Raw genomic sequence first — 26824 nt, forward strand, 5'->3', positions numbered from 1 at the left:
GTTGTCCCGGCGCGGGTTACATTCGGACGTGGTCTAGACCACCTCGTCCCCGCGTGCCGCTTGGAGAACCGCCATGAGACGCACTCCCGCACGACTACGCTCCGCGCTCGCCGCCGTACTGATAGCAGCCGGCGGCGTCGCGGCGCTGGCCCCGCCCGCCGCCGCGGCCGGTTCGCTGACCGCCACCCTCGCGCTGAGCGGGACGACCGGCACCTACACGGTCGCCAACACCGGCACCGCGTCGGTGAGCAACTGGGCGATCACCTTCGCGCTGCCCGCCGGCGTCACCGCTTCGACCGGCGAAAACGGCACGGTGACCCAGAACGGCACCCAGGTCACGCTCACCCCGGCGTACTACATCGCGACGCTGGCCCCGGGCCGCAACACCTACCCGTACAGCCCGACCTTCCGGCTCAGCACCGCCGCGACGCCGGCGCAGTGCCGCGTCGACAACGCGAACTGCGACGGTTCACCCGACACTCCCCCGGGCGCGCCGGCCAACCTGCGGCTGGTCGCGAAGACGACCAAGACGGTCGCGCTGGCCTGGAACGCCTCGGCCGCCGGTTCGCTGCCGGTGACCGGTTACGACGTCTACCAAGGGGCTTCGCTGGCCGCGTCGGTGACCGGGACGAGCGCGACGATCAGCGGGCTCACGCCGAGCACCGCCTACTCGTTCACGGTGAAGGCCAAGGACTCCAAGGGAACCACTTCGCCGGCCAGTGCGGCATTGGCCGTGACCACCAACAACCCGGCCGACGACACGTCTCCGCCTTCGGCACCGGGTGGACTGCGATCGACGGCCGCCGACTCGGGAAGCGTGTCGCTCGCTTGGAACGCTTCGACGGACAACACCGGGGTCGTCAGTTACGACGTCTACCGCGGTGCCTCGCTGGCGACGACGGTGACCACGACGTCCGCCGTCGTGACCGGGCTGGCACCGTCCACTTCGTACACCTTCACGGTGCGCGCCCGGGACGGCTACGACAACGTGTCGGCGCCGAGCACCGCGGTGACCGCGCGGACCGGCGACATCGTTTCCGGGTACGCGAAGGTCGGCTACTTCGTGCAGTGGGGCATCTACGGGCGCCAGTACTTCGTGAAGAACCTCGAGACGTCGGGTGCGGCAGCCAAGCTGACGCACCTGCTGTACGCGTTCGAGAACATCGACCCGGTGAACCTGACGTGCCTGTCCGGCGTCACGAAGGGCACCACGGCGAACCCGCAGGACCCCAACCAGGGTGACGGCGCGGGCGACGCCGAAGCCGACTACTCGCGGCCCTTCTCGGCGGCGCAGTCGGTGGATGGCGTGGCCGACACGGGCTGGGAGTCGTTGCGCGGCAACTTCAACCAGCTCAAGAAGCTCAAGGCGAAGCACCCGAACCTGAAGGTGCTGGTCTCACTGGGCGGCTGGACGTATTCGAAGTACTTCTCCGACGTCGCGGCCACCGACGCGTCGCGGAAGAAGTTCGTCGCGTCGTGCATCGACACGTGGATCAAGGGCAACATCGCGTCCTACGGCGGCGCGGGCGGGCCGGGCACGGCGGCCGGCATCTTCGACGGCATCGACCTCGACTGGGAATGGCCCGCGAGCGCCGACGGCCACCCGGGCAACCACTGGAGCCCGAACGACAAGAACAACCTGACGGCGCTGCTGGCCGAGTTCCGCACGCAGCTCGACGCGTACGGCGCGACGACCGGCAAGCGCTACCAGCTGCACGCGTTCACCCCGGCCGACCCGGCGAAGGTGGCGTCCGGCTGGGATCTGTCCAAGGTGTTCAGCTATCTGGACGTCGCGAACGTGCAGGGGTACGACTTCCACGGTTCCGGCAGTGACAATTCGTGGGAGCCGAACCGCACCGGACACCAGGGCAACCTCTATGCGGACGCGGACGACCCGTACAACTTCCATTTCAGCGCGGAAGCGGCGATCAACGCGTACACGAACGCGGGCGTCGATCCCCGGCGGCTGACCTTGGGGCTGGCGTTCTACGGCCGAGGCTGGCAGGGCGTCGCGGACGGCGGGAAGCACGGCGAGTGGCAGTCGGCGACCGGCGCGGCGCCGGGCCAGTTCGCCGAGGAAGCCGGAACACGGGGTTACGCGAACCTCGTGGCGAGCGTGCCGGCGTGCACGGTCTACCACGACACGGCCGCGGTCGCGACGTCGTGCTACACGGGCAACGGCGGCCAGTGGTGGACGTTCGACGACGCTTGGTCGATCGGGTTGAAGACGACGTGGCTGAAGCAGCGCGGCCTGCTGGGCGTGATGGCGTGGGAGATGTCGGGTGACACCGGGACGTTGATGAACGCGGTCAGCGCGGGTCTCGGCTAACGGTACGGCGATTCAGCCCGCTGAACGGAAAACACCTTCCGTTCAGCGGGCTGAACAATTTTCCGGCTCTTTTCTTCAGGAGGCGAAGAAAGGACTCTCCCGGTCTTGACTGCCGATGGTCTGGACCATGAAACTGGCGGGACAGCGCGCTCTGGAGTGACAACGCCGTCTCGAGGAGAGCCATGTCCCGCTTGAGAAAAGTCCTGACCCTCGCGATCTCGGTCCCGCTCGCCCTGGGCCTGGTCGCCACCCCGGCACCCGCGGCGCCGGCGACGTTCACGCACCCGGGCGTACTGGTCAGCCGCCCGCAGCTGGACTTCGTGAAGGCGCAGGTGAACGCCGGCGCCCAGCCGTGGAAAGCCGCGTACGACCAAGCGCACGCCAGCTCTTACGCTTCCCTTTCCCGTACGCCGAAACCACGTTCGGTGGTCGAATGCGGCCCGTATTCGAACCCCAACAACGGCTGCACGGACGAGCGCGAGGACGCGATCGCGGCGTACACGGACGCCCTGATCTGGTACATCTCCGGCGACGCGAGGTACGCACAGAAGGCGATCGCCCTGATGGACGCGTGGTCGGCGACGATCACGAACCACACCAACAGCAACGCGCCGTTGCAGACGGGCTGGGCGGGCTCATCCTGGCCCCGAGCGGCGGAGATCATCAAGTACACGTACACGAGCTGGCCGAACTCGGGCCGCTTCGGCACGATGCTGAGGAACGTGTACCTGAACAAAATCATCAACGGCAGCAACAGCAACGGCAACTGGGAACTGTCCATGATGGAGGCAGCGGTAGGGATCTCGGTGTTCCTCGAGGACAAGACGAACTTCGACAAGGCGGTAACGCGCTACCGAAACCGCGTCGCTGCTTACGTCTACCTGTCCTCGGACGGCGCTCTCCCGAAGACGGTTCCCGGCAGCGGGCTGTCCACACGGGACCAGATCGTGGGCTACTGGCAGGGCCAGGGAACATTCGTGGACGGCCTCACCCAGGAAACCTGCCGCGACTTCACCCACACGGGGTACGGAATCGCCGCGATCGCGGACGTGGCGGAGACGCTGCGCATCCAGGGCCAGGACGTGTACGGAACGGACGTGGGCGAGCGCCTGCGCCAGGCGCTGGGGTTCCAGTCGAAGTACCAGCTGGGCACGGCAGCGCCATCGTGGCTGTGCGGCGGCAAGCTGAACCTCGGTTTGGGCCCGGTGACGGAGGTGGGGTTCAACGCGCTGCACACGCGCCTGGGCATCGCCATGGCGAACACGCAGACACTGACGGAGCGCCAGCGCCCGGCGGGCTCGAACAACCTGTTCGTGGCATGGCAGACCCTGACCCACGCGGGCAACACAGCGTGACCGGCGTCCATCCGCCTGACTTGCGTTTTCGCAGGTCAGGCGGATGAGGCCCCCACGTGAAGGGCCGTTCGGCGGGCACGCTAGAGTACTTATCACGCACTCAGCGAGTGCGGGTCCGGGCTGTGGCGCAGTTTGGTAGCGCACTTGACTGGGGGTCAAGGGGTCGCAGGTTCGAATCCTGTCAGCCCGACCGGATCGGCCACGTTCACGCAGGTGGACGTGGCTTTTTTCATTCCCGAGGTAGTTCCGGGCGCGACTCAGCCCCGGGGCTGCCCACATTCTGCCCACATGCCCCGGGGCTGATCATCACTCCGCCATGCTCGCCAGCGCCTGTGTACGTCGGGCGTCGAGCACGTCCGCGACCTCATCGAGGCGGTCCGGGAACAGGTGCCCGTAGACGTTGAGGGTCATGGCCGCGTCGGCGTGCCCGAGCATCTGCTGAACGACCTTCACGTCCGCGCCGGCCGCGATGGCGAGGGACGCTGCCGTGTGCCGGAGCTTGTGCGGGGTGAGGCCGGCGACACCGAGGTCAGCAGCTTTAAGCGCGGCGTTGAACTCCCGGACGCGCCAGTTGTTCGCCCGCAACGACTGGCCCCGTCCTGTCGTGAACAGGGCGCGCGCGGGGTCGCGTCCGTGAGCGGCCTGTCGCCATCTCGCCGACCTCCCGGAGGGCTATCACACCGCGTCAAGGGGGCGACTCGCAGAAGCACGCTCAGCCGGGCGGAAGGTGCCCCCTTGACCCGGCGCGATCGGGCGTTGCCAGGTCGACGAGATGGCGAAGAGGCCACCCACTTGAAGTAGATCACCAAAAAGGCGAGACCTATTCCGGCAACGATATTCCATCATTCATTTCTAGATAAAACTCGTTATCTGACAACGAGATCGAAGCTGGGTCACGAGTCCCCGCAGGCGAGTCATCAGCCAAGAGGTTTGCATAAGACTTCATTAAGATCTGACGCGGCTCCAAACTGTCGAACCCCTCTAAGGGGAGCCGTCCTGAACGAATAGAAGTGTACAGAAATTCTTCCGCATCGCTAAACGACTTAGCGCCGATATACGCAATACTTATTGAAAATAGTAATCCCGCCAACCAAAAAGGGCCGGCAACAATCGCCAGAATGATCCATAAAGCCAGAGAAGGAATGGCGAGAGCTAGTCTAAATTCACCCTCAGTCCAACGTCGGTCGAACTCGCTATAGATCTGATCTTCCTTGCCGGCGAGTCGATACCTTGCAAAATCAGCATCAGTTCGGCCATGAGGAAGGTGGCCATCGACGTCGGAGAGCTTGAGGACAAGATTGGCCCTGAACAGCGCATTCTCGCTCGCGTGGCGCTCCAGCTCGTCGTCCGGCATGTCCACCATAAACGCGTACCTCAACTTATGGCCGTACTTCTCCGACATGAATCGCGCTCGCCGCAGATGTCCCAAAACGCGTGCCTGAAATCCGCTGTCAGCCTCATACCTGCGCACCAGCCTGCTTTTCAGCGCGTCTTCAATCATATTATCGGCTCGCTGATCACTCCGATGACTGGGAAGTAACCTCTGAGCCCACTTCCATCTACCTAAAACCCGGAAAGATAGCCCGTTAATAAGAGATGTCAAAGATACCGAAAGCACGCCCACAACGTAAGCGAGAAACGAAACGGCAATCAATGTTCCAGGCTTACCGACCCAGTTTGCTAGAGTTACAATCTGACCGAAAACGGTACCTGATAGACTGCGATTTTCAAACATTCTGCCTAGAAGCAGCCATAAGGAGAGTAACCACACATACCCGGCCGACAGCGGCGCGCGAACCTCGCGAAGGCCTGGGAGAACGTTCTGTAGCACGCAGGAAGACTACCGACCAGGCGGCCGACTCGCTCGGTCAAGGCTGGAAGCGCAGGCCTCCCGAAGCGTTTCGCAACCAGCCGGGGACCGGCAGCCCACATTCTGCCCACATGGCACACGCGAATGACGAAGGATGACCATGACCAAGGACTCAAGTCTTGCCTGCACAACGGTCACAGTGAGACGACTGCGCAGCTTCTCGATCTAGCGAGTAAGTGCAAGGGGTCACAGGTTCGAATCCTGTCAGCCCGACGGACACACTTGCAGGGCCCGTGAGCAGCATAACCACCGCTCACGGGCCCTTTGCGTTGCTCCCGTCCGCGATCACCCCAGTCAGGAGCTTCAGGTCGGTACCCGACCAGCTGCCTGACTGTCCCTCCCAAGTCCTTCCTCCGCACCCGCCGACTAAACCACTCACCGAGTCATGCGTGTGGAGGTTGAAGGTCGAAACGTCAGAGGGGGCACAAGATGAAACCCTGGAGAACCATCGCAAGCGTGGCACTCGCAGCAGCTACCGTCGTCGTCCTGCCGGCCGAAGCGAGCGCCTCCGCCGGTGCGTACTGCGTTCAAGATCTCGCAGGTGGCCCGCAAGCCTGCTTCACCACCGAGCGCGCCCTTGAGTCCTACCAGACGGAACTCTCCCTGAGCCCGCTGCTCACCGTCTTCGACAGCACCGACTGGCACGGCGGAAGCGGATACCTCAACTTCGTCAGCGCATACGGACGCACCTACTGCGACGCCGCCAAGGACGTGAACGAGGCGTCCGAAGGAAACCTCGACGTGCGTCACTTCTCCAACGGCGTGAAGGTCGCCGGCCGCATCAGCTCGTATGTCATCAAGGCTGATTCCCGGTGCTCCGTCACCTTCTGGAGCGAGACGGGCTTCAACGGCAATGGCGTCACCTCGAACCAGAACTGCAACGACATGGCCCGGTGCTTCGGCAGCTACTTCAACGATCGCGCATATTCGCTCGCCGTCACCTGAGTGGGCGCCGTAATTCGATGGCTCCCCCTGGACGCCCATTGTTAGCCTCCGCCGCGTGATCCATGAAGACCCGCGGGCGTACCTGCTCGGGCTTGAAGGCCTTGCCTTGCTGCGCGCGTTCACCGGAGAGTTCGACCGCGATTTCGTGGAGGCGCGCATCGCGGAGATCCGGAGCGTGCTCGCCGACGAGGCGCTGGCGCACGCCGCCGTGGACGTCGAGCGGGTCGATACGGTTACGGGCTATCGGCTGTGGTCGGCGACGTACGACCGGCCCAACTCGGCGTTCGACCTCGACGAGCCCGTGGTCAAGGAGATCGTGGACGCGCTGCCCGTGGGAGTTGCGCTCGATGCCGCCTGCGGGACTGGGCGCTATGCCGAGTTCCTCGCCGGGCGTGGCCATCGGGTCGTCGGTGTGGACGGCTCGCCCGACATGCTCGCCCGGGCGCGTGTCCGGGTGCCGCAAGCCGAGTTCGTGCTCGGTGATCTGCGCCGGCTCCCGGTAGCCGAGGTCGATCTGGTCGTTTGTGCCTTGGCGCTGACGCATATCGAGACGCTCGAGCCGGTCATGGCGGAGTTCGCCAGGGTGCTGCGTCCGGGCGGACACCTCGTGCTCGCCGACATGCACCCCGAGCGCGTGGCGCAGGGCGCGGTTCCACCCGTGCGCCAGGATGATGGCCGGCCTGGACGGCTGAGTTCCTACCGCCACCCGATCGGGGACTACCTCCGTGCCGCGCTGCCTGTGGGACTGCAGGTGCGCCGCTGCGAGGAACCTCGATTGCCGACCGGCGAACGATCGGGGCGCACGAGCACGCTCGGAGAGATTGGTCCGTGGGAATTGTGGCCGTGGTGTCTCGCCGACATGGTGCCCGAAGCAGCACGAGCCGTCAGCGCGGGTGCGCCGGCGATGGTCGTCTGGCATTTCCAGCTGGGTGAGTAACCGGACTCCGAGGACGGCGGCGACCGGACCCGCTAGGGTGGTCCGAGCCGATTCGAGGGGGAAGCGATGACCGATCAGGAAGGCGTGGACTGGATCCCGCCCGGGGCCGACCTTTCCCGGCCCAGCGCCGCCCGGATCTACGACTACCTCCTCGGCGGGGCGCACAACCTCGCCGCCGATCGGGCCGTCGCCCAAAAACTCGAGGCCATCCAACCTCAGGTCGCCACCGTTGCCCGGCGGAACCGGGCCTTTCTGCGCCGTGTCGTGCGGTTCATGCTCGAGCAGGGCATCCGGCAGTTCCTCGATCTCGGCTCCGGGATCCCGACCGTCGGCAACGTCCACGAAGTCGCCCAGGCCGTCGATGCCGCGGCCAAGGTCGTCTACGTCGACTACGAACCCGTCGCCGTCGCGCACAGTCTCATGCTGCTCAAGGACAATCCCCACGCCGGGGCCTTCGAGGCCGACGCCACCGACACCGCGGCCGTGCTCGGCTCCGGGCCTGTCAACGACCTGCTGGACCTCACGCAACCCGTCGGGCTGCTCGCCATCACCCTCGGGCACTACCTGCCGGACGTCAGCCGGATCTTCGCCACCTACCGCGACGCGCTCGCGCCCGGCAGCCACCTCGCGCTCACCCATCTCACCAACGACTTCGCCATCCTGCGCGACCCCAAGATCGCCGAGACCATGCGGTCGACGCAGGACAGCATCTACCCGCGCTCACGCGACGAGGTGCTCGCCCTCTTCGACGGCTTCGAGCTCGTCGAACCGGGGCTGACCACCTCCGCGAACTGGCGGCCGGACCGGCTCGCCGCGGTCGTCGACCCCGAAGAAGACGGCCTCTACGCCGGCGTAGGCGTCAAACTCGTCAAGCCGTAGCCGAACCGAACCGCTCCCACGCAGACTGGCGGGTCATCCCCAGCGCCTCGCCGATCTGTGCCCACGTGCCGCCCAGGGTCCGCGCCTTGCCGACCCACGCGGCCAGGTTCTGCTGCACCTGCGTGGTCGCCGCCGAGACCGGGCCGAGGTTCTGCAAAACCTGTTCGAGCGGCAGGTCGTGCTCCCACGGCGCGATGAGCGGCGCGTCCGACGGCTTGCCGTCGATCACCGAGACGCACAGCTGGACGCACCCGTCGCAGATGAACACCCCCGGACCGCCGACGAGCGTGTCCACCTCCGTGTTCGGCTTCGCGCAGAACGAACACCGTGCGATCACCGCGGTCATGAAACCCTCCTTTGTCAGGACGGACCTTACGCCCGTAAGGCGGACCCTGACAAGCTCAAGAACGCGGACGTCCACTCGGCGAGCTCCATCAGCCGCGAAGTGAGCTCTTCGATCTCGGCCCACCGGCGGTGTTCGCGCTCGAGGTCGGGCACCAGGAAGTCCTCGACCAATTGCAGCAACGTGGCGATCTCGTAGGCGACGTCGGCGAGCTGCAGGAACGGCCGGTACTCGGCCTCCGCCCCGGTGCCGTTGCGCGTGGCCCAGTCGCGGGCGCCGTGCCCCGCGGCGCGGCACACGGAGACGACGGTGCGCCGGAGGTCACCGCGCCGGGAGTCCGGCCGCCCTTCGGTCAGCGGGGCGACGTTCCAGGCCACCGACAGCAGGCAGCAGCCCGCGTCGTCCATCGAGTTGTTCATCACCGGACGTACTTTGCGGACCCGCGGGCACACTCCGGTCGCTCCGACTCGCGAGGTCACGCCATCGTGTGAAGAACCCGCCCGGATCGGGTCATCGACGCGCGGAGCCGGCCAGCAGCGGCAGCGAGACGAAGTCCGCCAATGCCTGCTGGCCCGCCGCGTTCGCGTGGATTCCGTCGCCGTTGTCGTACGCCGGGAGGATGATGTTCGGCTTCAACGGGTCCTTCAGCACCTCGTCGAAGTTCACCACGCCGGAACACGTGCCGCCGCACGAAGACCAGCGGGAGACGAACAGGCCGATCTCGTGCCGCGCCAGGTTCGCGGCGTCGCTGTACCCCGGGCGGGGCGTGCTCGGCGTGACGTACACGGCGATCCCGGCCGCGCGCAGCCGCTCGAAGACGGCTCGGTAACTGGAAAGGATCGCCGCCGCGTCGCAGCCGTACGCCAGGTCGTTCGTGCCGTAGTAGTAGATCACCGATGTGACGCCGTGCAGCGCCAGGACGTCGCGGTCGAGGCGGCTGCCCGCGTCCAGGCCCGCCACCGACGGCGGCATCCCTGGGCACGAAGGTGCGCTCGTCGTCCCCGAAACGCCCGCGTTGGCCACCGCCAGCTGCGCCGAAGCGGGTGCCTCCGCGACGATCCGCCGCGCCAGGTCGTCGGTCCAGCGGCGGTCCGCGCCGAGCTGGGTGCACCCCGGACCGCAGTTCGTGCTGCCGATCCCGTCGACCACCGAGCTGCCGAACGGGACGACCGTGCCCTTCAGCGAAGTGTTGTGCACGTCGACGGCGCTGACCACGTACGTCGAGCCGACGGTCGACGTGAAAGCGGCGGCCGAAGTATCGGCGGTGTGGTCCCCCGAGCCCGGCGCGCTCAGGTAGTTGTCCCGCAGCCCCGCGCCGTGACGGCCGGGCGTGGCCGTTCCCGCCACGAACATGCTCACCGCGAGATTCGTGTCCGGGCGCGTCACGAGGCGGGTTTCGTCGCTCCAGACGTCTCCGCCGACCGGAATCGTCACCGAAGACTTCCCGGCGAACGTCAGATCGCGCGTCCCGGAAACCTCGGCGCCGCTCGTGCTGAGGCCGGCGGTGGCGTGCCCGATGGTCAGCGGTCCGGTGCCGAAGGTGTTCTGGAGCCGGACGCGCACGGCGTCGCCGCCCTGGCTGAGGTGGGTGATCATCCGCAGCGACTGGCCGGACACCGGCGCGTCCGCGTGCCCGTCCTGCGACTGCGCCCACGACGTGAACCAGGCGGGCCCCGCGCCGTCCGCGCCGGGCGCCGAGGCGACCACCAGTGCGGAAACCGTGGCCAGCAGGGCGATTCGGTGGGCTGCTCGCACGGTGCCTCCCGGTCCACAAAGGACTTCGTGGCGACGTCGGCGTCACCACTCCCCGACCGATCGTAGGGAGCCGGTCACGGAAGCGGCAAGCAGCTTGTCCGATCTTGTCAGCGGCCGGATTTGCGGGTTCGATGAGCAGTCATGACGCTGCGAGGCCTGCCGAGACGACACGAAAGCACCCCACGGCTGTTCGGCGAACCCTACGAGACCCCCGACGGCACGACGGTGATCACCGTGACCAGCCCACCCGGTGTCTTCGCGATCCGCGAGGGCCAGGCCAAGTTCGAGCCGGCGGTCGACGCGACGCGCATCGCCGTGCTGGCCGTCGGCACCGGCCTGGTGGCGGCGACCCTCGGCACGCTCGCCGTGCTGCGCCGGCCGCCGTGGCCGGACCTCAAGGGCCGCTGGGAGCGTTAAGCCGCTCCCCCGGCCAACGCGACGACCCGGCCGAACGGGCCGTTGTAGTAGTTCTGGTCGCCCGGCAGGCCGCCGCCGCGCGCGAACTGCCAGATGCTCTGCTTGTCCCAGCCCGCCGGCAGCTCGCCGACCTCCGGGCCGTAGCGCGCGAGCCACAGCGGGTTCGTGTTCCCGAACCGGGACGCGTTGCCGGTGCACTGCTTCCACCACGCCGTGCTGGTGTAGATCAGCGCGCTCCGCTTGACCTTCGCCAGGTACGTCCGGGTGAAGTCGGTGATCCACGCCGTCATGTCGGCCTGGTTCTTGCCGTAGCAGACATCGCCGTACGGGTTGTATTCGATGTCCAGCGCGCCCGGCAGCGTCTTGCCGTCCGAACGCCAGCCGCCGCCGTGGGCGATGAAGTACTCCGCCTGCTCCGCGCCGCCCGAGATGTCGGGCCGCGCGAAGTGGTACGCGCCGCGGATCAGGCCCGCCGCGTGCGCGCCGTCGTACTGCTGGCCGTACTGCGGGTTGACGAACCCGGTGCCTTCGGTCGCCTTGACGTAGGTGAACTTCGCACCGCCGGCTGCCGCCGCGGCCCAGTCGACGGCACCTTGGTGCCCGCTGACGTCGTGGCCGAGCGTCTGGTCGGTCGTGTCGGCGCGGGCGGAACCCGGCACGACGCCTTCGTGCAGGGCGATCTGCGTGCCCGCGAAGTTCGTGTCGGCGAGCGAGTAGTCGGGCGCGGCTTCGGCAGGCATCGCGACGACCAGCGAAGCGAACGCGGCCAGCGCGCCCGCCCCGGCGAGGCGCGCCCGCCACCGCCGTTCGTCGTGTCCGGCAACGGTTCGGCTCATCGGGGCTCCGATCTCGGTACGGGCACGGGCGAACCCCATGCTGCCTGCCCTTGTCGCTCCCCGCGAGCGCTGTGTCACTCGATGTGGTGATCTATAGCTCGGTGGTGATGATCGCCTCGACCAGCACCTCCCCCGCCCGGGTGAGTTCGACGACGCCGTCGTCCGGCCGTAGCTCGACGAGGCCCCGCGCGGCCAGCGACCGGAACTTCCCCAGCCACGGTTCCGTGAACAGCGACCGCCCCGGGAACCGCTCGGCGTGCAAGGAATCCCGCAGCGGCTGCAACGTCGTGAGCGCCATCTTCACCGCCCGGGCCTCCTGGGCTTCGGGCGTGAACCGCGTCGCCGAGCCCAGCGGAATCCGGCCGGACGAAACAGTCTCGATGTAGCGGCGGGAGTTGACGTCGGTGATCGCCTCGGAGGCCCGGCAGCTCGACGAACCACCCAGCCCGATCGCGACTTCGGCCTCCTGCTTGTCCTGGTCGACCATGATGGCCTTCCACTTCTCGGGCCCGAGGCCGGCGCGCGCGAAGTACATCGTCGGGTGCTCGGTGTAGCCCGCGGCACGCAGTCCGTCGGTGAGCAGCTCCCGCATCTGGTACTGCTCGCCGAGCGTCGGCCAGCGGTGGCCGTCGCGCACCAGCTTGTCCCGGTACGCCGGCAGCTGCCACGCCGCCGGCTTCTCGCCGGTGACGCCGGTGCGGGTGTCGCTGTAGGACGCCAGGTGCAGCTTCGTGCACACGACGGCCGTGACTTCGTTCTCCAGCACGACGTCGAGGTCGCGGCGGACGCTGTCGAGGGTCTGGTCGAGCAGGCCGTACATAAGGTCGATGCTGACCCACTCGAAGCCCAGCGACGCCGCGTTGCGGACGAAGTCGACGCACATCTCGGCGCTGTGCTCGCGGCCGCACAGCTCCAGCACGTGGTCGTCGAACGACTGGACGCCGCTGGACAGCTTGGTGCACCCCAGGTCCCGCAGCAGCTCGAGCTTGGCCGGGGTGAACGTGCTCGGGTCGCCCTCGAACCGGATCGTCGTGTCGGCGGTGAAGCCGAACTCCGAGCGGTAGAACTCCAGCAGGCGGCGGATCTCCGGCTCCGGCAGCAGCGACGGCGTGCCGCCGAAGACGTTGAACTCCCCGACTTCGGCGCCCGCGAGATGAGGCACGGCGTCGAGCCACAGCTTGGCCTCGGCGATGTTGAGGTCGACCCAGTGCTTCGCCTTTTCGTACTGCACCTCGGGTTTGCCCTTCACCAGCACCACGGGGTACTGGCAGAACCGGCAGCGGTACGCGCACGTCGGGATGTAGGACCACAGGTGGATCGGCTTCGACGAAGCCAGCTGCGCGTCCAGGTCGCGCAGGAACTCCGACGGCGAGCCGGGGACGTTGCCCGGGAAGACGTGCGCCCCGAACGGGTCCTCCTGCACGAAGTCGAGCAGGTGCCGGTTCTCCGGCGCCTCCAGGACGTCGAGCACGGCGGGCCGCGGCCACGCCGGGTCGAGCGTGTGCAGCGAGCCGATCGCCTCTTCATAGGCGAGGGTCATCAGAACACCCCTCCGTTGCCGAAGTAGTTGTGGGCCTCTCCGGATTCCCGGTCCTCGCAGTAGTAGTGGACGAACTCCGCGAAGCGCTCCGCCGGGATCTCCGCCAGGCACGGCGGAAGCGGCGGCGGGAAGCCGATGTCGTCGCCGACGTGCCGCCGCAGGCAGGCGAACAGCTCGTCGGCGAACTCGAGGTAGAGCCGGTACGACGGCGTCTTGTACGCGTGGATCGGCGTGAAGTCGACGACGCGCATCTCGTCGCGGATCTCGGCGATCCGCCGCGCGAGCCGCGACGCCAGATCTGCGCCGAAGAACGCGATGACGGCGTCGTCCTCCAGCAGCGTGGGTGTCAGGAGCACCGGCAGGATCGTGTTCTTCGGCGTGAAGTCCTTGATCGAGAACTCCCACGCCTGAAGCGCCTCGGCCTCGGTCAGATCCGCGGCGACGGCCGGCACCGACGGCCGGATGTCGCGCATGACGATGATGCCGTCGGAGCCGTAGGCCCGGCCGGCGATGACCTCGTCGATGGCGTGGTCGACGCGACGCGGGTTGATCTCGACGCGCGAGCGCGGCGCGTAGGTGATCGCGTCGCCGCCACTGGCCACCTTGATCCCGAAGTCCCAGTCGTCGGACAGGTGGCTGACGAACTTCCCGTCCTGCAGCTGGTAGAAGATCTCGATGCCGCCCGCGCGCTCGTAGGCGTCCCGCTCGACGGCGAAACCCTTGCCGTCCGGGAAGCCGCCGAACAGCGAGAACGTGACGGCGCGGCACCGCAGCGTCCGCTGGATCGCGTCCCACAGCCGTGGCCGTCCGGTGAAGTGCTCGAAGTCGTAGTAGTAGTCGCAGACGCCGATCGCCGCCTTGCTCGACTCCATCGCGGCGAACAGCTCGCTCAGCCAGTGCGGGTCGACGCGGCAGTCCGCGTCGGCCGACACGAGGTAGAACCGCTCGCCCGGATCGGTGTCGGGGCGGTTCCGGCTGCGCGCCGCGGCGAAGTCCATGCCCGCCCGCCGCGCGCACGACACGCCCTGCTCGGGCTCGTGGATGACGTGCAGCGCCAGGTCCGGGTGCGACGCCGCGAAAGCACGCGCGACGGCCACGGTGTCATCGGTCGAGTTGTTGTCGACCAGCACGACCTCGTACCGGCTCTTGTCGAGCGGCGCGTCGCCGTCACGCTGGTCGTGCAGCGTCCGCAGGACTTCCGGCAGGTTCGCGGCCTCGTTGTAGACCGGCAGGACGACGGAAAGCCGCGTGCCGGCCCCCATCGGCGGCGGGTAGAGCCGGTCGACGAGGTCGTCGACGACCCGCGTCCCGAAGTGCGCCTGCCCGAGTTCGGAGTTCGCCCGCACCACTTCCGCCCGTTTCCCTTCGTCGGTGATCAGCTCGGAAACCTCGCGCGCGAACGCCGCGTCCGGCAGGTCGCGGGCCCGGATGTCCAGCACCGGCGCCCGGAATCCCTTGCGGCCGTACACGACGTCGTACAGTTCGTACCCGCTGGTGACGTACGGCGTCCCGGAGGCGATCGCCTCGCTGACCGGGTTGCCGTAGCTCTCGTAGTCATACGAGGTCAGGAACGACACGACCGTCGCGTGCGCCAGCAGATCCCGCACCGAATAGCGGCCGGGCACGGCCGTGTCGTACGGCGTCAGCCAGCCGCCGAACACGACGCGGTCGCGGACGCCGAGCCGGGTCGCGAGGCCGGTGAGGCGCGCGTGCTCCGCCGGGGTCTCGTCGACGTCGCCGGCGACGAACAGCCACACGTCCGGCAGCAGCGTGAGCAGGCGCAGGTCCCGGTCGATGCGCTTCTGCGGGATGATCCGCGTGATCCGGGCGAGCAGCGGGACGTCGTCGGGAATGCCGTGGTCACGCCGGAAACCCGCGTTGCGCTCGTCGACCCGTGCGGGCGCGATGGCGAACGCGTTGGGCAGGACGTCGATGGCGCGCAGGTCCGGCACCCACTCCAGCGTCCGGGCCTTCGCCTGTTCGTGGAGCGCGAAGTAGTGGATGTGCGGCGAGTTCCGCGGCGCGGGGACGCCGGGGTACGGGAACCGGCCGTACTTGGCGATGCCCGGTTCGCTCTGCCACATGAGGTCGTGGTCGCGCCAGAACACGAACCGGCCGAGGCGGTGGCGGGCGCCGTAGCGGTCGATCGCGCGGTAGAGCGCTTCGGTGTAGGTGAGGTTCTCGGGCAGGGTGCCGTTCTCCACCATCACCATCGTGACGCCGAGGCGTTCCCAGGTGGCCACGATCTTCCCGGCCAGCTCACCGGCGATCCGGTCGATCTCGGGGCGCAGCGTCTCGTCGCCGTGCTGGACGACTTCGCGCAGGACCCGCTCGACGAACTCGCCGTCGTAGCCGCGGATCCCGTCGACGCCGTCGACGCGGTCGAGCGTGACCCACCCCGGTAGCAGCCCGGCTTCGTCGCGGTAGGGCCGGAAGAAGGCGCCCTTGTCGGCCTTGATGTCGTAGCCGAGGTCGAGGTGGACGCGGTGCCCGGCGAACCGGTGCGCCGTCTTCAGGAACTCGACCACGACCCCGGACAGCGGAGTGGCGTCGAAGGACACGCCCCAGAGGACTGACATCGATGTCGGACTCCCGTCTCGGCTTCGCCGTCGGTCCCAGCGTAAGCGGAGGAGCTCCGGGCGGCCGCGTGAGCGAGTGGTTGACCGCGGCCGTCGAACCCCGCAGAGTGGCACCGTGACCCGGGCCCTCGGGGTGCTGACCTGCGGCGCCTTCCTCTCGATCGTGCTCGGGGTCCTCGGTTCCGGGGAGCCCGTGCTCGCGTTGGTGTTCGGCGCGGTCTTCACCGCGCTCGCTACGGCGGGCTTCGGCTGGGTGCGCGGCCGCGACGGGTGGGTGTGGCCGGCCGCGTACGTCGGGGTCCAGCTGCCCCTGGCCTTCGTGACGTTCACGATCAACGCCGGTGCCGGCGCGACGCTGTTCCTCGTCGTGCTGGTCAGCCAGTGCGTGCTGCTGCGCCTGCCGCTGCCGGTGATCGCGCTCGTCATCGCGGTGGTGCCGCTCGTGCACCTCGGGATGTCACTGGGTGCAGGTCTGCGGGAAGGCCTCGGCACGCTGGTTTCGGTGCTGTTCGCGGCCGTCATCACCGAACTGCTGCTGCGCGAACAGCGCTCGCGCGGCGAACTCGCCGAGGCGCACGAGAAGCTGCGCGACTACGCCACCCAAGCCGAACGGCTCGCGACGGCGCAGGAACGCAACCGCGTCGCGCGCGACATCCACGACGGGCTCGGGCACTCGCTGACCGTGGTCCAGATGCAGGTCAAGGCCGCACGGGCGGTGCTGCCGATCGACCCGGGCAAGGCCGACGAAGTCCTCGCGAAAGCGCAGGAGCAGGCCGAGAACGCGCTTTCCGAGGTGCGTCGCTCGGTGAAGGCGCTGCGCGAACCGCGGCCGACGCCGTTGCCGGACGCGTTGCGGGCGCTGGTTTCCGAAGCGGGAGTCCCGGCCGAGCTGGCGGTCTCCGGTGCCGAGCGGCCGCTGCCGGAAGAGCACCGCGAAGCGCTTTTCCGGACGGCGCAAGAGGGGCTGACGAACGTACGCAAGCACGCCAGCGCGGACCGCGTCGAGCTGGTTCTGGACTACGCCGACGCCTCGGTCCGGGTCGTGGTCCGCGACGACGGCGCCGGCAGCGACGGCGGCGCGTCCCCCGGCTTCGGGCTGCTGGGGCTGCGGGAACGCGCCGAACAGCTGGGTGGCAAGCTCGACTTCACCTCGGCGCCGGGCGAGGGCAGCGCGCTGAGCATGGAGGTCCCGGGATGACACCGGTCCGCGTCCTGCTCGTCGACGACCAGGCGCTGTTCCGCGAAGCCCTCGGCACCCTGCTGGCCACCCACGACGGCATCGACGTCGCCGGCGAGGCGGGCGACGGCGAGGAAGCCTTGAGGCAGGCCGCTTCCGTGCGGCCGGACGTCGTGCTGATGGATCTGCGCATGCCGGTCCTCGACGGTGTCGCCGCGACCCGGCGGCTGCGGCTGGAACACCCGTCCGTGCAGGTCATCGCGCTGACGACGTTCGACGACGACGAAGACGTGTTCGCCGCCCTGCGCGCGGGCGCGGTCGGGTACCTGCTCAAGGACGTCTCCTCGGCCCGCCTGATCGAAGCGGTGCTGGCCGCCGCGCGCGGCGAGTCGGTGCTGCAGCCGTCGGTCGCCGCGAAGGTCGTCGCGCGGTTCGCGCAGCTGCCCGAACCGGCTCCCCAGGCCCTGGTGGTGCCGTTGTCCGAGCGGGAGCGGGAAGTGCTGCGGCAGCTCGCGGACGGCCGCAGCAACCGCGAGATCGCCGCGAAGCTGTTCCTCGCCGAGGGCACGGTGAAGAACCACGTGACGAACCTGCTGGGGAAGCTCGGCGCCCGGGACCGCACCCAAGCCGCGTTGCGCGCCAGGGATCTCGGCTTGCTCTGAGCGGTCACATGACCCGGGTCATGACTTCCGGCACGTCCCGATCCGGCCGGCACCCGGGATTCTCGTCCAGGAGCGAAACCGCACTGGAGGGAACCCGAGATGACCACCACCGCCGCCCCACCCCGGACCACCACCCGCAAGCTCGCCCGGTTCGCCGGGCACTACGTCGAGATGGTCGCCGCCATGCTCATCGGCATGGTGGCGCTGCACCCGCTCTGGCCGTCGTCGTGGCTGGAGCGCGCGGACGTCGACGCGCTCGTCATGGCCACGAACATGACCGTCGCGATGACCGCGGCCATGCTGCTGCGCCGGCATTCGTGGCCGCGGATCGCCGAGATGGCCGCCGCCATGTACCTGCCGTTCGTCGTGCTGCTGGTGCCGTTCTGGCTCGGCGCGATCGGCGGCGGCACGCTGATGGTCGCCGGGCACGTGATCATGTTCCCGCTGATGCTCGCCGCCATGGTGTGGCGCCGCGCCGAGTACTGGCACTGACATGCGGACCGTGCTGAAGTGGTTCGCCCTGGTCATCGCCGTGCTCGCCGTCCCCGCCATCGGCGCGACCGTCTCCGCGCTCTCGGCGTTCGACGCTCTCTACTCCCCCGGCCCGGACCGGCCCCTGCCCGCCGCGGCACCGCCGGTCCACGATCCGGCCAAGCCGACCGCGGTGATCGTCGTCGGCGACCGCGGGGCCGTCGTCTCCGACACCCTCGCGCCGTACGAGATCCTGGCCGCGACCGGCCGGTTCAACGTCTACACCGTCGCGTCCAAGCGCGAGCCGAAACCGCTCACCGGCGGCCTCGACCTCGTGCCCGACCTGAGCTTCGACGACCTCGCCGCCCGGCTCGGCCCGAAGGCACCGGACCTCGTCGTCGTGCCCGCGCTCCCCGACGTCGGCGAGCCCAGCACCGAGCCGGTCAAGAACTGGCTTCGCACGCAGGCCGCCCACGGCGCGAAGCTGCTGAGCGTCTGCAACGGCGGTGGTGTGCTCGCCTCCACCGGCCTGCTCGACGGACGGCCGGCCACCGCGCACTGGCTGAAGCTCGAAGCCTGGGAAGCCGACTACCCGGCCGTGCGCTGGGTGCGTGATCAGCGGTTCGTCGACGACGGCGACGTCGTCACGACCGCCGGGATCCTGTCCGGTATCGACGGGACGCTGCACTGGGTGGAACGGCTGGCCGGCCGCGAGGCGGCGGCCGACGCCGCGAAGGCGATCGGCTGGACGCGCTACGGCACCCGGGTTCCGGTGCACGCGCCGGCGTCGATGCCGGACGCGGCCGCGATCGTCAACGCCGCCTTCCGCTGGAACCCGGACGAGATCGGGGTCCTGCTCACGAACGGTGTCGGCGAGATCGAGCTCGCGTCGGTGTTCGACACCGAAGGCCAGTCGCTGTCCTCGCGCACGCTCGCCGTGAGCGCCGACGGCGCCCCGATCCGGTCGCGGCACGGGCTCACCTTCGTGCCGCGCGGTTCCCTCGCCTCGGTGGATCTCGACCGGCTGGTCGTGCCGGGCGCGACGCGCGGGGTGACACCCCCGCCCGGCGGCCCGGCCGCGGAGTACGTCCACGACCGGCCCGGTTTCGCCTACGACACCGCGGTGGGCGCGCTCTCGCGCCATACGGACGTCGCGACCGCGCGCTGGACCGCGAAGGTCCTGGAGCTGCCCACCGACGGCGTCGTCTTCGAAGGCCGGGCGTGGCCGTGGCTGCCCACGGCGCTGCCGATCGCCCTGGTCCTGCTGGGCGCGGCGGCCGTCACCGTGGTGGTGCGGGTGCGGAAGCGGCGGTCCTAAAACGATTTAGGATTCCCTCGATCGTCGAAGCGATTCACCAAGCGTGCGTCCCGGTGGAGTATTGCCAACGTGTGATTTCGTGATTACAGTCACGTATCACGCTCTATTGAAACGTTTTAAATATCGTCCCGTCCCCGCCGTTAGGGAGCCTGCATGCTGCCCTCGAAGCTCTGGCGCGCGACCACCACCACGCTCGCCGCGATCCTGGTCCTGTCCGCCACCGCGGTCCCGCCGGCCGGTGCCGCTCCACCGGTGGAACTGACCGGTGCGCACTGGATCTGGTACCCGGAAGGCGACGCCCGGGTGAGTGCGCCCGCCGCGACCCGGTACTTCCGCACCACCTTCACCGTCCCCGCGGCCGCGGTCAGCGACGCCCGGTTCGTCGTCACCGGCGACGACACCGCCGACGTCTGGCTCAACGGCAAGCCCCTCGCCTCTTCGGCCCGCACCACGGACTCGTGGCGATCGGCGCTGTCGGTGGACCTGCGGCCCGCGCTGACTCCCGGCGTCAACACCCTCGCCGTCGCCGTCCGCAACGGCGGCGGCGCGGCCGGCCTGCTCGGGCGGGTGCGCGTGACGACCGCGTCGGGCACCACCGACGTCACCACCGGAGCCGGCTGGAAGAGCGCGACGACCGCGCCGGACGGCTGGGAACAGCCCGGCTTCGCCGACGGGACCTGGGCCGCCGCCCAGGACCTCGGCACCTACGGCACCGGCCCGTGGGGCACGCGGGTCGCCGCGCCCGCCGCCTCGGCCAAGACGCCGCTCACCGTCGCGAGCGCCACGATCGGGCAGCGCGTGAACCCGCTCGGCGTCGACCCGGCCCAAGCCCGGTTCGGCTGGAAGCTGGCGTCTTCGGCCGCGCAGCAACGGCAGTCGGCCTACCAGCTCGTGGTGTCCACCGGCGGCAAGGACGTCTGGGACAGCGGCCGCGTCACGTCCGCGCAGCAGGCCGACGTCGCCTACGGCGGACCCGCGCTCACTTCGCTGACCGCCTACACCTGGAAGGTCCGCGTCTGGGACGGCGAAGGCCGGATGAGCGGCTGGAGCCCGGTGCAGCGCTTCGAAACCGCGCTGCGCGACCCGGCGGCCGAGTGGACCGGCGCCTTCCTCGGCCGCGCCGCGGCCGGCCCGGACCTCGCCGGCTCGAGCTGGGTCTGGTACCCCGAAGGCGATCCGGCCGGCGGAGTTCCCCCGGCCACCCGGTACTTCCGGAAGACCTTCGACCTCGCCGCGGTGCCGTCGAAGGCCACGCTGGTCGTGACCGGGGACGACACCGCCACGGTCTGGGTCAACGGCACCCAGGTGAGCGACTCGCCCCGCGTCGCCGACTCGTGGAAGACGGCCGCCGTCGTCGACGTCGGCAGCCTGCTGACCGCCGGGACGAACACGATCGCCGTCAGCGCGGAGAACACCACGCAGAGCCCGGCCGGGATGATCGCCAAGCTGACCGTCCAAGGTGGACCGACGGTGAGCACCGACGGCACGTGGAAGGCGAGCCAGACCGGCCCGGCCGGCTGGCAGCAGCGCGGGTTCGACGACAGCTCCTGGCCGGCGGCGCGGGCGCTGGCCGCGTACGGCACCGGGCCGTGGGGCGCGAACGTCGCCGTGAGCGCACCCGCTCCCCTGCTGCGCAAGAGCTTCACGGTCTCGAAGCCGGTCGCGAGCGCGCGGCTGCTCACCACCGCGCTCGGCCTGCAAGAGACCCACCTCAACGGCGCCAAGGTCGGTGGCGAGGTCCTCGCTCCCGGGTGGACGGACTACACGAAACGCCTGCAGTACCGCGTTTCCGACGTGACCGGGCAGATCCGCTCGGGTGAGAACGTGCTCGGCGCGATGGTCGGCAACGGCTGGTACTCCGGCAGCATCGGCATCGCCGGCAGCCAGAAGTACGGCACCGAGCCGTGGTACTCGGCGCAGCTGAAGCTCACGTTCACCGACGGCACGACGGCCACCGTCGCGACCGACGGCACCTGGAAGACCGGCGACGGCGCGATCCGCGCCGACGACCTCTACCAGGGCGAGACCTACGACGCGCGGCTCGCGACCGGCTGGGACCGGCCCGGCTTCGACGACCGCGCCTGGGCGGCTCCGCGCGTCAAGACCGGCGCGAAGCCGAACCTGGTGTCCCAAGTGGACAACGGCGTGACGGTGCAGCAGGAGTTCAAGCCCGTCGCCTGGACGCAGCCCAAGCCGGGCGTGTGGGTCGCCGACCTCGGTCAGAACTTCAGCGGCTGGAACAGGTTGTCCGTGACCGGCCCGGCCGGCACCACGGTGACCATGCGGCACGCCGAGGTGCTCAACCCGGACGGCACGATCTACACGACGAACCTGCGCGCGGCGCAGGCGACCGACCGGTTCACCCTGGCCGGCACCGGGAGCGCGGAGACCTACGAGCCGCGGTTCACCGTGCACGGCTACCGGTACGTCGAGCTGACCGGCCTACCCTCGGCCCCGACGGCGGTGACGCTGACCGGCCGGGCGATGTGGACCGCCGGCGCGCAGCCCGGCACGTTCACGACGTCGAACGCGCAGGTGAACCAGCTGCAGCACAACATCCTGTGGGGTGAGCGCTCGAACATGCTGTCCGTGCCGAGCGACTGCCCGCAGCGCGACGAGCGGCTCGGCTGGACCGGCGACATCGGGATCTTCGCCGGCACCTCGACGTTCAACCTCGACGTCGCGAACTTCCTCGGCAAGTTCAGCGACGACCTGGTCGACGCGCAGCACGACGACGGGTCGTTCACCGACGTCGCGCCCGGCGTGCTGAGCGGGTCGGGCACGGCGGGCTGGGGCGACGCGGGCGTCATCGTGCCCTACACCCTGTGGCAGCGGTACGGCGACACCGCCGTGATCAACGAGCACTTCGCGGCCATGGTCAAGTGGGTGGAGTACCTGCGCTCGACGTCCGGTGCCGACCTGATCCGCGACCACCAGACGTTCGGCGACTGGCTGAACGTCAACGACAACACCGCGCAGGACCTGATTTCGACGGCGTTCTTCGCGTGGTCGTCCCGGCTGGTGTCGCGGATGGCCGCGGCCACCGGGCACACCGCGGAGGCGACGAAGTACGGGACTCTGGCCGACCAGGTCGGGGCGGCGTTCACGTCCCGCTTCGTGGCGGCCGACGGCACGGTGGGGGCGAACACGCAGACCGGGTACGTCCTCGCGCTGGCGTTCGGGCTGCTGCCGGCCGACCGCGTCCAGCCGGCGGCGGACAAGCTCGCTGCTCGCGTCGCCGCCGCGAACGGTCACCTCAGCGTCGGGTTCCTCGGCGTCGAGAACCTGCTGCCGGTGCTGGCCGCGCACGGGCACGCGGACGTCGCGTACCAGGTGCTGCTGCAGCCGGACTTCCCCGGCTGGGGCTACATGATCGGCCACGGCGCGACGACGATCTGGGAGCGCTGGGACGGGATCAAGCCGGACGGCTCGTTCAACGACCCCGGGATGAACTCGTTCAACCACTACGGCCTCGGCTCGGTGGGCGACTTCCTGTACCGCTCGGTCGGCGGGCTGTCGCCGGCTTCCCCGGGCTACGCGTCGCTGCTGGTGGCGCCGCGTCCGGGCGGCGGGTTGACGTCGGCGAAGTCGGCGTACGAGACGCCGTACGGCAACGCGGTCAGCGACTGGTCGATCTCGGCCGGGAAGCTGACGCTGCGGGTGACGGTGCCCGCGGGTTCGTCGGCGACGGTGCAGGTGCCGACGTCGCAGCCGGGTTCGGTGGTCGCGCCGCCGGAAGCGGTGCCCTCGTCGTCCGGGTCGTACTTCGTGCCCGCGGGTACGTACACCTTCACGGCGACCGCATAAACCGAGAGCCGGTACCGCCGCTTCCCCGCGGCGGTGCCGGCTCGCTCCGGGCCTTCAGCAGGCCCGGGGTCAGTGGCGCAGCGCGAGGTTCAGCACGTCACCGGCGTGATCCAGGCAGTCGACGCAGATGACGGCGTCCCGCGCGGCGCAGTCGACGCGCAGCAACGGGCGCCGCAGGCCCAGGAACGTCCGCCGCTCCCGGCGGCCGCAGAACTCGCACACCGCGGCCAGCGGCGACGTCACCGCCGCCAGCACGTCCCCGCTGCCGGTCTCGCGGTCGGCGCCGTCGCGCACCACCCGGAGCCCGGCCCGCACGCAGTCCACGCAGATCGGCCCGGCCTTGCCGGGGACCCGCGGGCCGTGCACGGTGCCGCAGAACCGGCAGGGCCGCCCGGCCCCGTTCGCCGCCGTCACGCCGCCTCCTCACCGGTTTCGCCGCGCGCACACGGGTGCGACGTCACCTCCCGGCCACGCTACCCGCATCCGGCCGGGCTCCGCGTGTGGTGACGATCCTCACCGCGCTCGTCCGGCTCCGATGTGTAGGCACTCCGCGACCGGGTAATCGGGGGTCAAGGCCCTTTTGGCGACTGGCCGATCCGGAAATGTCGCCGCAACGGAAGGTGCACTCCGATGAACGACAAGCTGGAAAACAAGGGCGAAGAGCTCAAGGGCCGCGCGAAGGAAGCCGTCGGCGACGCCACCGGCAACGAGCAGTGGCAGGCCGAAGGCAAGGCCGACCAGGCCAAGGGCTCGCTCAAGCAGGCCGGCGAGAAGATCAAGGACGCCGTGAAGGGCGTCAAGGACAAGCACTGATCTTTGCCACAGCTGCCGCACCCCGGATCGCGGGGTGCGGCAGTTTTGTCGTCGCCTTACGCGAGCCGCTCCACGGCGTCGCGCGCTTCCTTGAGGTCCGCGCCGGTGTTCTCGCGGTAGACCTTGATAGCCTGGATCTTCTTGCCCTCGCGCACCAACGCGGTGACCTCGGCGAGCCCCGGCTCCTCGACGGTCACGCCGAGCTGCGCGACGATCGCGTCCAGCTTCCGTTCCATCCGCTCGAGCCGGCGGCTGAGCCTGCGTTCGGTGGCCGACGAGCCCAGGCCGACGACCACGACGAGCAGGACGACCCCGAGCAGCAGCATCCCGTAGTCCATGGCGGGTCATGCTACGTCGCGAAAACTGTCGGTGCCCGCGTTTAGGGTGGGTGGCATGACGACATTGACGGATCGCCCGAACACCGCGTTGCTGATCGTCGACGTGCAGAACGGCGTGATGAACGGGGCCCATGACCGCGCGGCCGTCCTCGCGAACCTCGTCGCCTTGGTCGAGAAGGCGCGTTCAGAGGGGGTCGAGGTGGTGTGGGTGCAGCACACGAGCGAGGAGCTGCCCCGCGGGAGCGAGGTGTGGCAGTACGTGCCGGAGCTGGTGCGCCGCGAGCCGGAACCGTTGGTGCACAAGACTTACGGGGATTCGTTCGAGGACACCGACCTGGAGGCGGTGCTGTCGGGGCGCGGCATCGGCAAGCTGGTGGTGGCGGGAGCCCAGACGGACGCATGCATCCGAGCCACCCTGCACGGCGCGATCACCCGCGGCTACGACGCGACGCTGGTGTCCGACGCGCACACGACGGAGGATTTGTCGGCGTACGGGGCTCCGTCGCCTGGGGAAGTCATCGCGCACACGAACTTGTATTGGCAGTTCCACACGGCGCCGGGCCGGACGGCGGGGACGGTGAAGACCGCGGAGGTGGAGTTCGGGGTGACGGCACCGGCTTGAGTCGCGGCGGCGGGCTGGGCCTGCGCGAATCCCGTTGCCAAGCGAATTCACACTCCGCGCAAGTGGTCGCGCAGCGCCCGGGCCACCCGAGCCATCAGCACGTCCGCCTCGGGTTGCAGGACCGCCGCTACCCGGGACTCCGTCAGCGCCACCACCCCGAACACCCGACCGTCCGCGTGCTCGACCACGCCGGCCTCGTGGCGCAGGTTGAGCAGCGTCCCCGTCTTCGATGACCAACGGGCCGCGTCCGAGGCGAAGTCCGGTGTCAGACGGTGGCGGATCACGTTGTGCGCCATCAACTCCCGGACGCCCGCCGCCACCGTCGGGTCGATGCGCGACGGCGTCCACAGCGCCTGCAGCAGCTCGAGCACCGCCCGGGCCGACGCCGCGTTGGCTCGTGTCACGTCCAGCTGGGCCAACCGGTGCCCCTGTCCCTCGGTGCCCGCGCCGATGGCCAGTGAATGCGCCAGGTCGACCTCGCCCGCGCCGAACCGCTCGGCCGGTGTGTCGACGAGGTCCGCCATCAGGTGGCGTACCGCGATCCCGCGCAACCCCCAGCCGTCCAGTGTGCGCATGATCGAGTCCGGCGGGGTGAGGCCGAACAGGACGTCGGCCGCCACTCCGTCGCTCAACGCCGTGCTCAGATACAACAGGTCGTCGATCGCGATGCGGGCCGGGTGGCGGAACCGCGTCAGCCCGATCGGCCCGGGTGTCGTGACCTCGCCGGGCGCGACCTCCAGCTGCGTCGCGCCGTCCAGCTCGCCGCGGCGGATGCGCTCCAGGGTCGCCGCCGCCAGGGGGACCTTGACCAGCGACGCGATCGGGTACACCCGGTCCGGGTCGATCCCCAGCTCGTGCCCGGACCGCAGGTCGCGGACCAGGAACGACCCGCGCAGACCGCCTTCGTCCAGCGAGGCCCGCAACTCCCGGACCAGTCCCTCCGCGCTCACGCCTCGGCCCCCAGACACCGCGCGACCGCCGAAGACAGCCCACGCAACCGATCGGCGTCCTCACCCAGCCCCGCGGCGACCGCGAAGCCGCGTGCCAGCGAGATCTCCCCGACCGGCCGCCAATGCAGCCCCAGCTGCCCGGCCTGCGTCGCTGAGCACAGCAGCAGGTCCGCCGAGCCGAACACCGCCGCGGCGGCCGCGGTCAGCGAGCCGGCCACGGCGACCTGGGCGGGCGGCAGGCCCACGGCGTCCCGCACCCGCAGCAGCCGGTCCCGCACGTGCGGGACGTCGTCCTCGGGCTGGATCCGGACGTGCCGCCGCGCTCCACCGGCTCGCCCGGCCCGCAACGTCTCCAGGTGCACGACCCGCGCCGCCGGCGAGACCACCCCGGCCAGGCCCAACGGCACGGCCCACACGCCCTCGTCGGCCGGGACGGCGACGAGGGCCGCCCGCACCTCTTGCGTGCGGACCAGCTCGGCCCGCTCCCCCGGCGGCGCGACGCGGAACTCCAGGTGGACGTCTCGCGCGCGGGCCTCGGCGGTCAGTTCCGCCAGCTCGCGCACGCCGCAGGTGTCCGGGACGGCCACGCGCATCGGCCGCAGCCGCGCCTGCCCCGCGTCGTGTTCCAGCGCGTCGGCCAGCTGCACGAGCCGCCGGGCCGAGGCCAGCACGTCCCGCCCGAACGGCGTGAGCCGCGCCCGGCGGGTCGTCCGGTCGAAGAGCCGTTCGCCGAAGTGCCGCTCCAGCGCGGCGATGCGCCGGCTCGCGACCGGCTGCGGGATCCGCGCGACCGCCGCGCCCGCCGTGAAGCTCCCCGCCTCGCTCACGCTCACGAACGCCCTGCAACCGCCGACCAAGTCCACGACCTCACTTTATGCGAT

At 69.6% G+C, this 26824-nt stretch carries 24 protein-coding genes, 1 tRNA gene and 1 pseudogene; 14 read left to right on the forward strand and 12 right to left on the reverse strand.

Going from position 1 to position 26824, the window contains the following annotated elements; all coding sequences use genetic code 11:
- Nucleotides 1-73: 73 nt before the first annotated feature.
- From QQ657_RS35215 to QQ657_RS35225, 3 genes are all read left to right on the forward strand, one after another.
- On the forward strand, nt 74-2329 hold the full coding sequence (locus QQ657_RS35215) for a glycosyl hydrolase family 18 protein (RefSeq protein ID WP_284746636.1): 2256 nt from the start codon (nt 74-76) through the stop codon (nt 2327-2329).
- A gap of 182 nt (nt 2330-2511) precedes the next feature.
- On the forward strand, nt 2512-3684 hold the full coding sequence (locus QQ657_RS35220) for an alginate lyase family protein (RefSeq protein ID WP_284746637.1): 1173 nt from the start codon (nt 2512-2514) through the stop codon (nt 3682-3684).
- A gap of 116 nt (nt 3685-3800) precedes the next feature.
- Nucleotides 3801-3874: transfer RNA gene (locus QQ657_RS35225), tRNA-Pro, on the forward strand.
- Nucleotides 3875-3990: 116 nt separating this feature from the next.
- Here the strand turns inward: QQ657_RS35225 and QQ657_RS35230 are convergent.
- Nucleotides 3991-4302, reverse strand: a pseudogene (locus QQ657_RS35230) (tyrosine-type recombinase/integrase); the annotation flags it as partial.
- A gap of 202 nt (nt 4303-4504) precedes the next feature.
- Nucleotides 4505-5185 (reverse strand): hypothetical protein, encoded by a 681-nt coding sequence (locus QQ657_RS35235; protein ID WP_284746638.1) that lies wholly within the window; start codon nt 5183-5185, stop codon nt 4505-4507.
- An 825-nt stretch (nt 5186-6010) separates the two neighbouring features.
- Between QQ657_RS35235 and QQ657_RS35240 the strand changes: the two genes are divergently transcribed.
- From QQ657_RS35240 to QQ657_RS35250, 3 genes are all read left to right on the forward strand, one after another.
- A complete protein-coding gene (locus QQ657_RS35240; RefSeq protein WP_284746639.1) occupies nt 6011-6499 on the forward strand; it encodes a hypothetical protein in 489 nt (162 codons plus the stop codon).
- Nucleotides 6500-6554: 55 nt separating this feature from the next.
- Nucleotides 6555-7436 (forward strand): class I SAM-dependent methyltransferase, encoded by an 882-nt coding sequence (locus tag QQ657_RS35245; protein WP_284746640.1) that lies wholly within the window; start codon nt 6555-6557, stop codon nt 7434-7436.
- 66 nt (nt 7437-7502) lie between these two features.
- On the forward strand, nt 7503-8315 hold the full coding sequence (locus tag QQ657_RS35250; protein ID WP_284746641.1) for an SAM-dependent methyltransferase: 813 nt from the start codon (nt 7503-7505) through the stop codon (nt 8313-8315).
- Here QQ657_RS35250 and QQ657_RS35255 read toward each other — a convergent pair.
- The 3 genes from QQ657_RS35255 to QQ657_RS35265 all read right to left on the reverse strand — a co-directional run bounded on the left by QQ657_RS35255 (nt 8305) and on the right by QQ657_RS35265 (nt 10413).
- A complete protein-coding gene (locus QQ657_RS35255; RefSeq protein WP_284746696.1) occupies nt 8305-8652 on the reverse strand; it encodes a ClpX C4-type zinc finger protein in 348 nt (115 codons plus the stop codon). The genes QQ657_RS35250 and QQ657_RS35255 overlap by 11 nt on opposite strands.
- A gap of 35 nt (nt 8653-8687) precedes the next feature.
- The gene (locus QQ657_RS35260) at nt 8688-9077 is read right to left on the reverse strand and encodes a hypothetical protein (protein WP_284746697.1); all 390 of its coding nucleotides are present in this window, start codon (nt 9075-9077) and stop codon (nt 8688-8690) included.
- 91 nt (nt 9078-9168) lie between these two features.
- Entirely contained in the window at nt 9169-10413 is a 1245-nt protein-coding gene (locus tag QQ657_RS35265) for a GDSL-type esterase/lipase family protein (RefSeq protein WP_284746642.1), read from the reverse strand.
- Between the two features lie 141 nt (nt 10414-10554).
- Between QQ657_RS35265 and QQ657_RS35270 the strand changes: the two genes are divergently transcribed.
- Nucleotides 10555-10830, forward strand: coding sequence for a hypothetical protein (locus tag QQ657_RS35270; protein ID WP_284746643.1), 276 nt, complete (start codon nt 10555-10557; stop codon nt 10828-10830).
- On the opposite strand, the gene QQ657_RS35275 is transcribed toward QQ657_RS35270, so the two are convergent.
- The 3 genes from QQ657_RS35275 to QQ657_RS35285 form a co-directional block, all read right to left on the reverse strand.
- Nucleotides 10827-11666, reverse strand: a complete 840-nt coding sequence (locus QQ657_RS35275; RefSeq protein ID WP_284746644.1) for a GH25 family lysozyme — start codon at nt 11664-11666, stop codon at nt 10827-10829. The genes QQ657_RS35270 and QQ657_RS35275 overlap by 4 nt on opposite strands.
- A gap of 91 nt (nt 11667-11757) precedes the next feature.
- The gene (locus QQ657_RS35280) at nt 11758-13206 is read right to left on the reverse strand and encodes a radical SAM protein (RefSeq protein ID WP_284746645.1); all 1449 of its coding nucleotides are present in this window, start codon (nt 13204-13206) and stop codon (nt 11758-11760) included.
- Nucleotides 13206-15785, reverse strand: coding sequence for a glycosyltransferase (locus QQ657_RS35285; protein ID WP_284746646.1), 2580 nt, complete (start codon nt 15783-15785; stop codon nt 13206-13208). Before QQ657_RS35285 ends, QQ657_RS35280 begins: the two co-directional genes overlap by 1 nt.
- A 115-nt stretch (nt 15786-15900) precedes the next feature.
- Between QQ657_RS35285 and QQ657_RS35290 the strand changes: the two genes are divergently transcribed.
- The 5 genes from QQ657_RS35290 to QQ657_RS35310 all read left to right on the forward strand — a co-directional run bounded on the left by QQ657_RS35290 (nt 15901) and on the right by QQ657_RS35310 (nt 23220).
- Nucleotides 15901-16983, forward strand: coding sequence for a sensor histidine kinase (locus tag QQ657_RS35290; protein WP_284746647.1), 1083 nt, complete (start codon nt 15901-15903; stop codon nt 16981-16983).
- Nucleotides 16980-17624 (forward strand): response regulator, encoded by a 645-nt coding sequence (locus QQ657_RS35295; protein ID WP_284746648.1) that lies wholly within the window; start codon nt 16980-16982, stop codon nt 17622-17624. Before QQ657_RS35290 ends, QQ657_RS35295 begins: the two co-directional genes overlap by 4 nt.
- A 99-nt stretch (nt 17625-17723) precedes the next feature.
- Nucleotides 17724-18116, forward strand: coding sequence for a hypothetical protein (locus tag QQ657_RS35300; protein WP_284746649.1), 393 nt, complete (start codon nt 17724-17726; stop codon nt 18114-18116).
- Nucleotide 18117: 1 nt separating this feature from the next.
- Nucleotides 18118-19413 (forward strand): DJ-1/PfpI family protein, encoded by a 1296-nt coding sequence (locus QQ657_RS35305; protein ID WP_284746650.1) that lies wholly within the window; start codon nt 18118-18120, stop codon nt 19411-19413.
- Between the two features lie 153 nt (nt 19414-19566).
- Entirely contained in the window at nt 19567-23220 is a 3654-nt protein-coding gene (locus QQ657_RS35310) for a family 78 glycoside hydrolase catalytic domain (protein ID WP_284746651.1), read from the forward strand.
- A 69-nt stretch (nt 23221-23289) separates the two neighbouring features.
- Here the strand turns inward: QQ657_RS35310 and QQ657_RS35315 are convergent, their stop codons facing one another.
- The gene (locus QQ657_RS35315) at nt 23290-23634 is read right to left on the reverse strand and encodes a hypothetical protein (RefSeq protein ID WP_284746652.1); all 345 of its coding nucleotides are present in this window, start codon (nt 23632-23634) and stop codon (nt 23290-23292) included.
- 216 nt (nt 23635-23850) lie between these two features.
- Between QQ657_RS35315 and QQ657_RS35320 the strand changes: the two genes are divergently transcribed.
- Nucleotides 23851-24033 (forward strand): CsbD family protein, encoded by a 183-nt coding sequence (locus QQ657_RS35320; RefSeq protein ID WP_284746653.1) that lies wholly within the window; start codon nt 23851-23853, stop codon nt 24031-24033.
- A gap of 56 nt (nt 24034-24089) precedes the next feature.
- Here QQ657_RS35320 and QQ657_RS35325 read toward each other — a convergent pair whose 3' ends face one another.
- On the reverse strand, nt 24090-24371 hold the full coding sequence (locus tag QQ657_RS35325; RefSeq protein ID WP_284746654.1) for a hypothetical protein: 282 nt from the start codon (nt 24369-24371) through the stop codon (nt 24090-24092).
- A gap of 55 nt (nt 24372-24426) precedes the next feature.
- Here QQ657_RS35325 and QQ657_RS35330 point away from each other — a divergent pair, with 55 nt between their 5' ends.
- The gene (locus tag QQ657_RS35330; RefSeq protein WP_284746655.1) at nt 24427-24993 is read left to right on the forward strand and encodes a cysteine hydrolase family protein; all 567 of its coding nucleotides are present in this window, start codon (nt 24427-24429) and stop codon (nt 24991-24993) included.
- A 47-nt stretch (nt 24994-25040) separates the two neighbouring features.
- Here the strand turns inward: QQ657_RS35330 and QQ657_RS35335 are convergent, their stop codons facing one another.
- Complete coding sequence (locus QQ657_RS35335; RefSeq protein ID WP_284746656.1) at nt 25041-25943, reverse strand: serine hydrolase; 903 nt, start codon at nt 25941-25943, stop codon at nt 25041-25043.
- Nucleotides 25940-26806, reverse strand: a complete 867-nt coding sequence (locus tag QQ657_RS35340; RefSeq protein ID WP_284746657.1) for a LysR family transcriptional regulator — start codon at nt 26804-26806, stop codon at nt 25940-25942. Before QQ657_RS35340 ends, QQ657_RS35335 begins: the two co-directional genes overlap by 4 nt.
- Between the last annotated feature and the right edge of the window lie 18 nt (nt 26807-26824).

Source organism: Amycolatopsis ponsaeliensis (genome assembly GCF_030182635.1).
In the GTDB taxonomy this organism is placed as follows: Bacteria; Actinomycetota; Actinomycetes; order Mycobacteriales; family Pseudonocardiaceae; genus Amycolatopsis; species Amycolatopsis ponsaeliensis.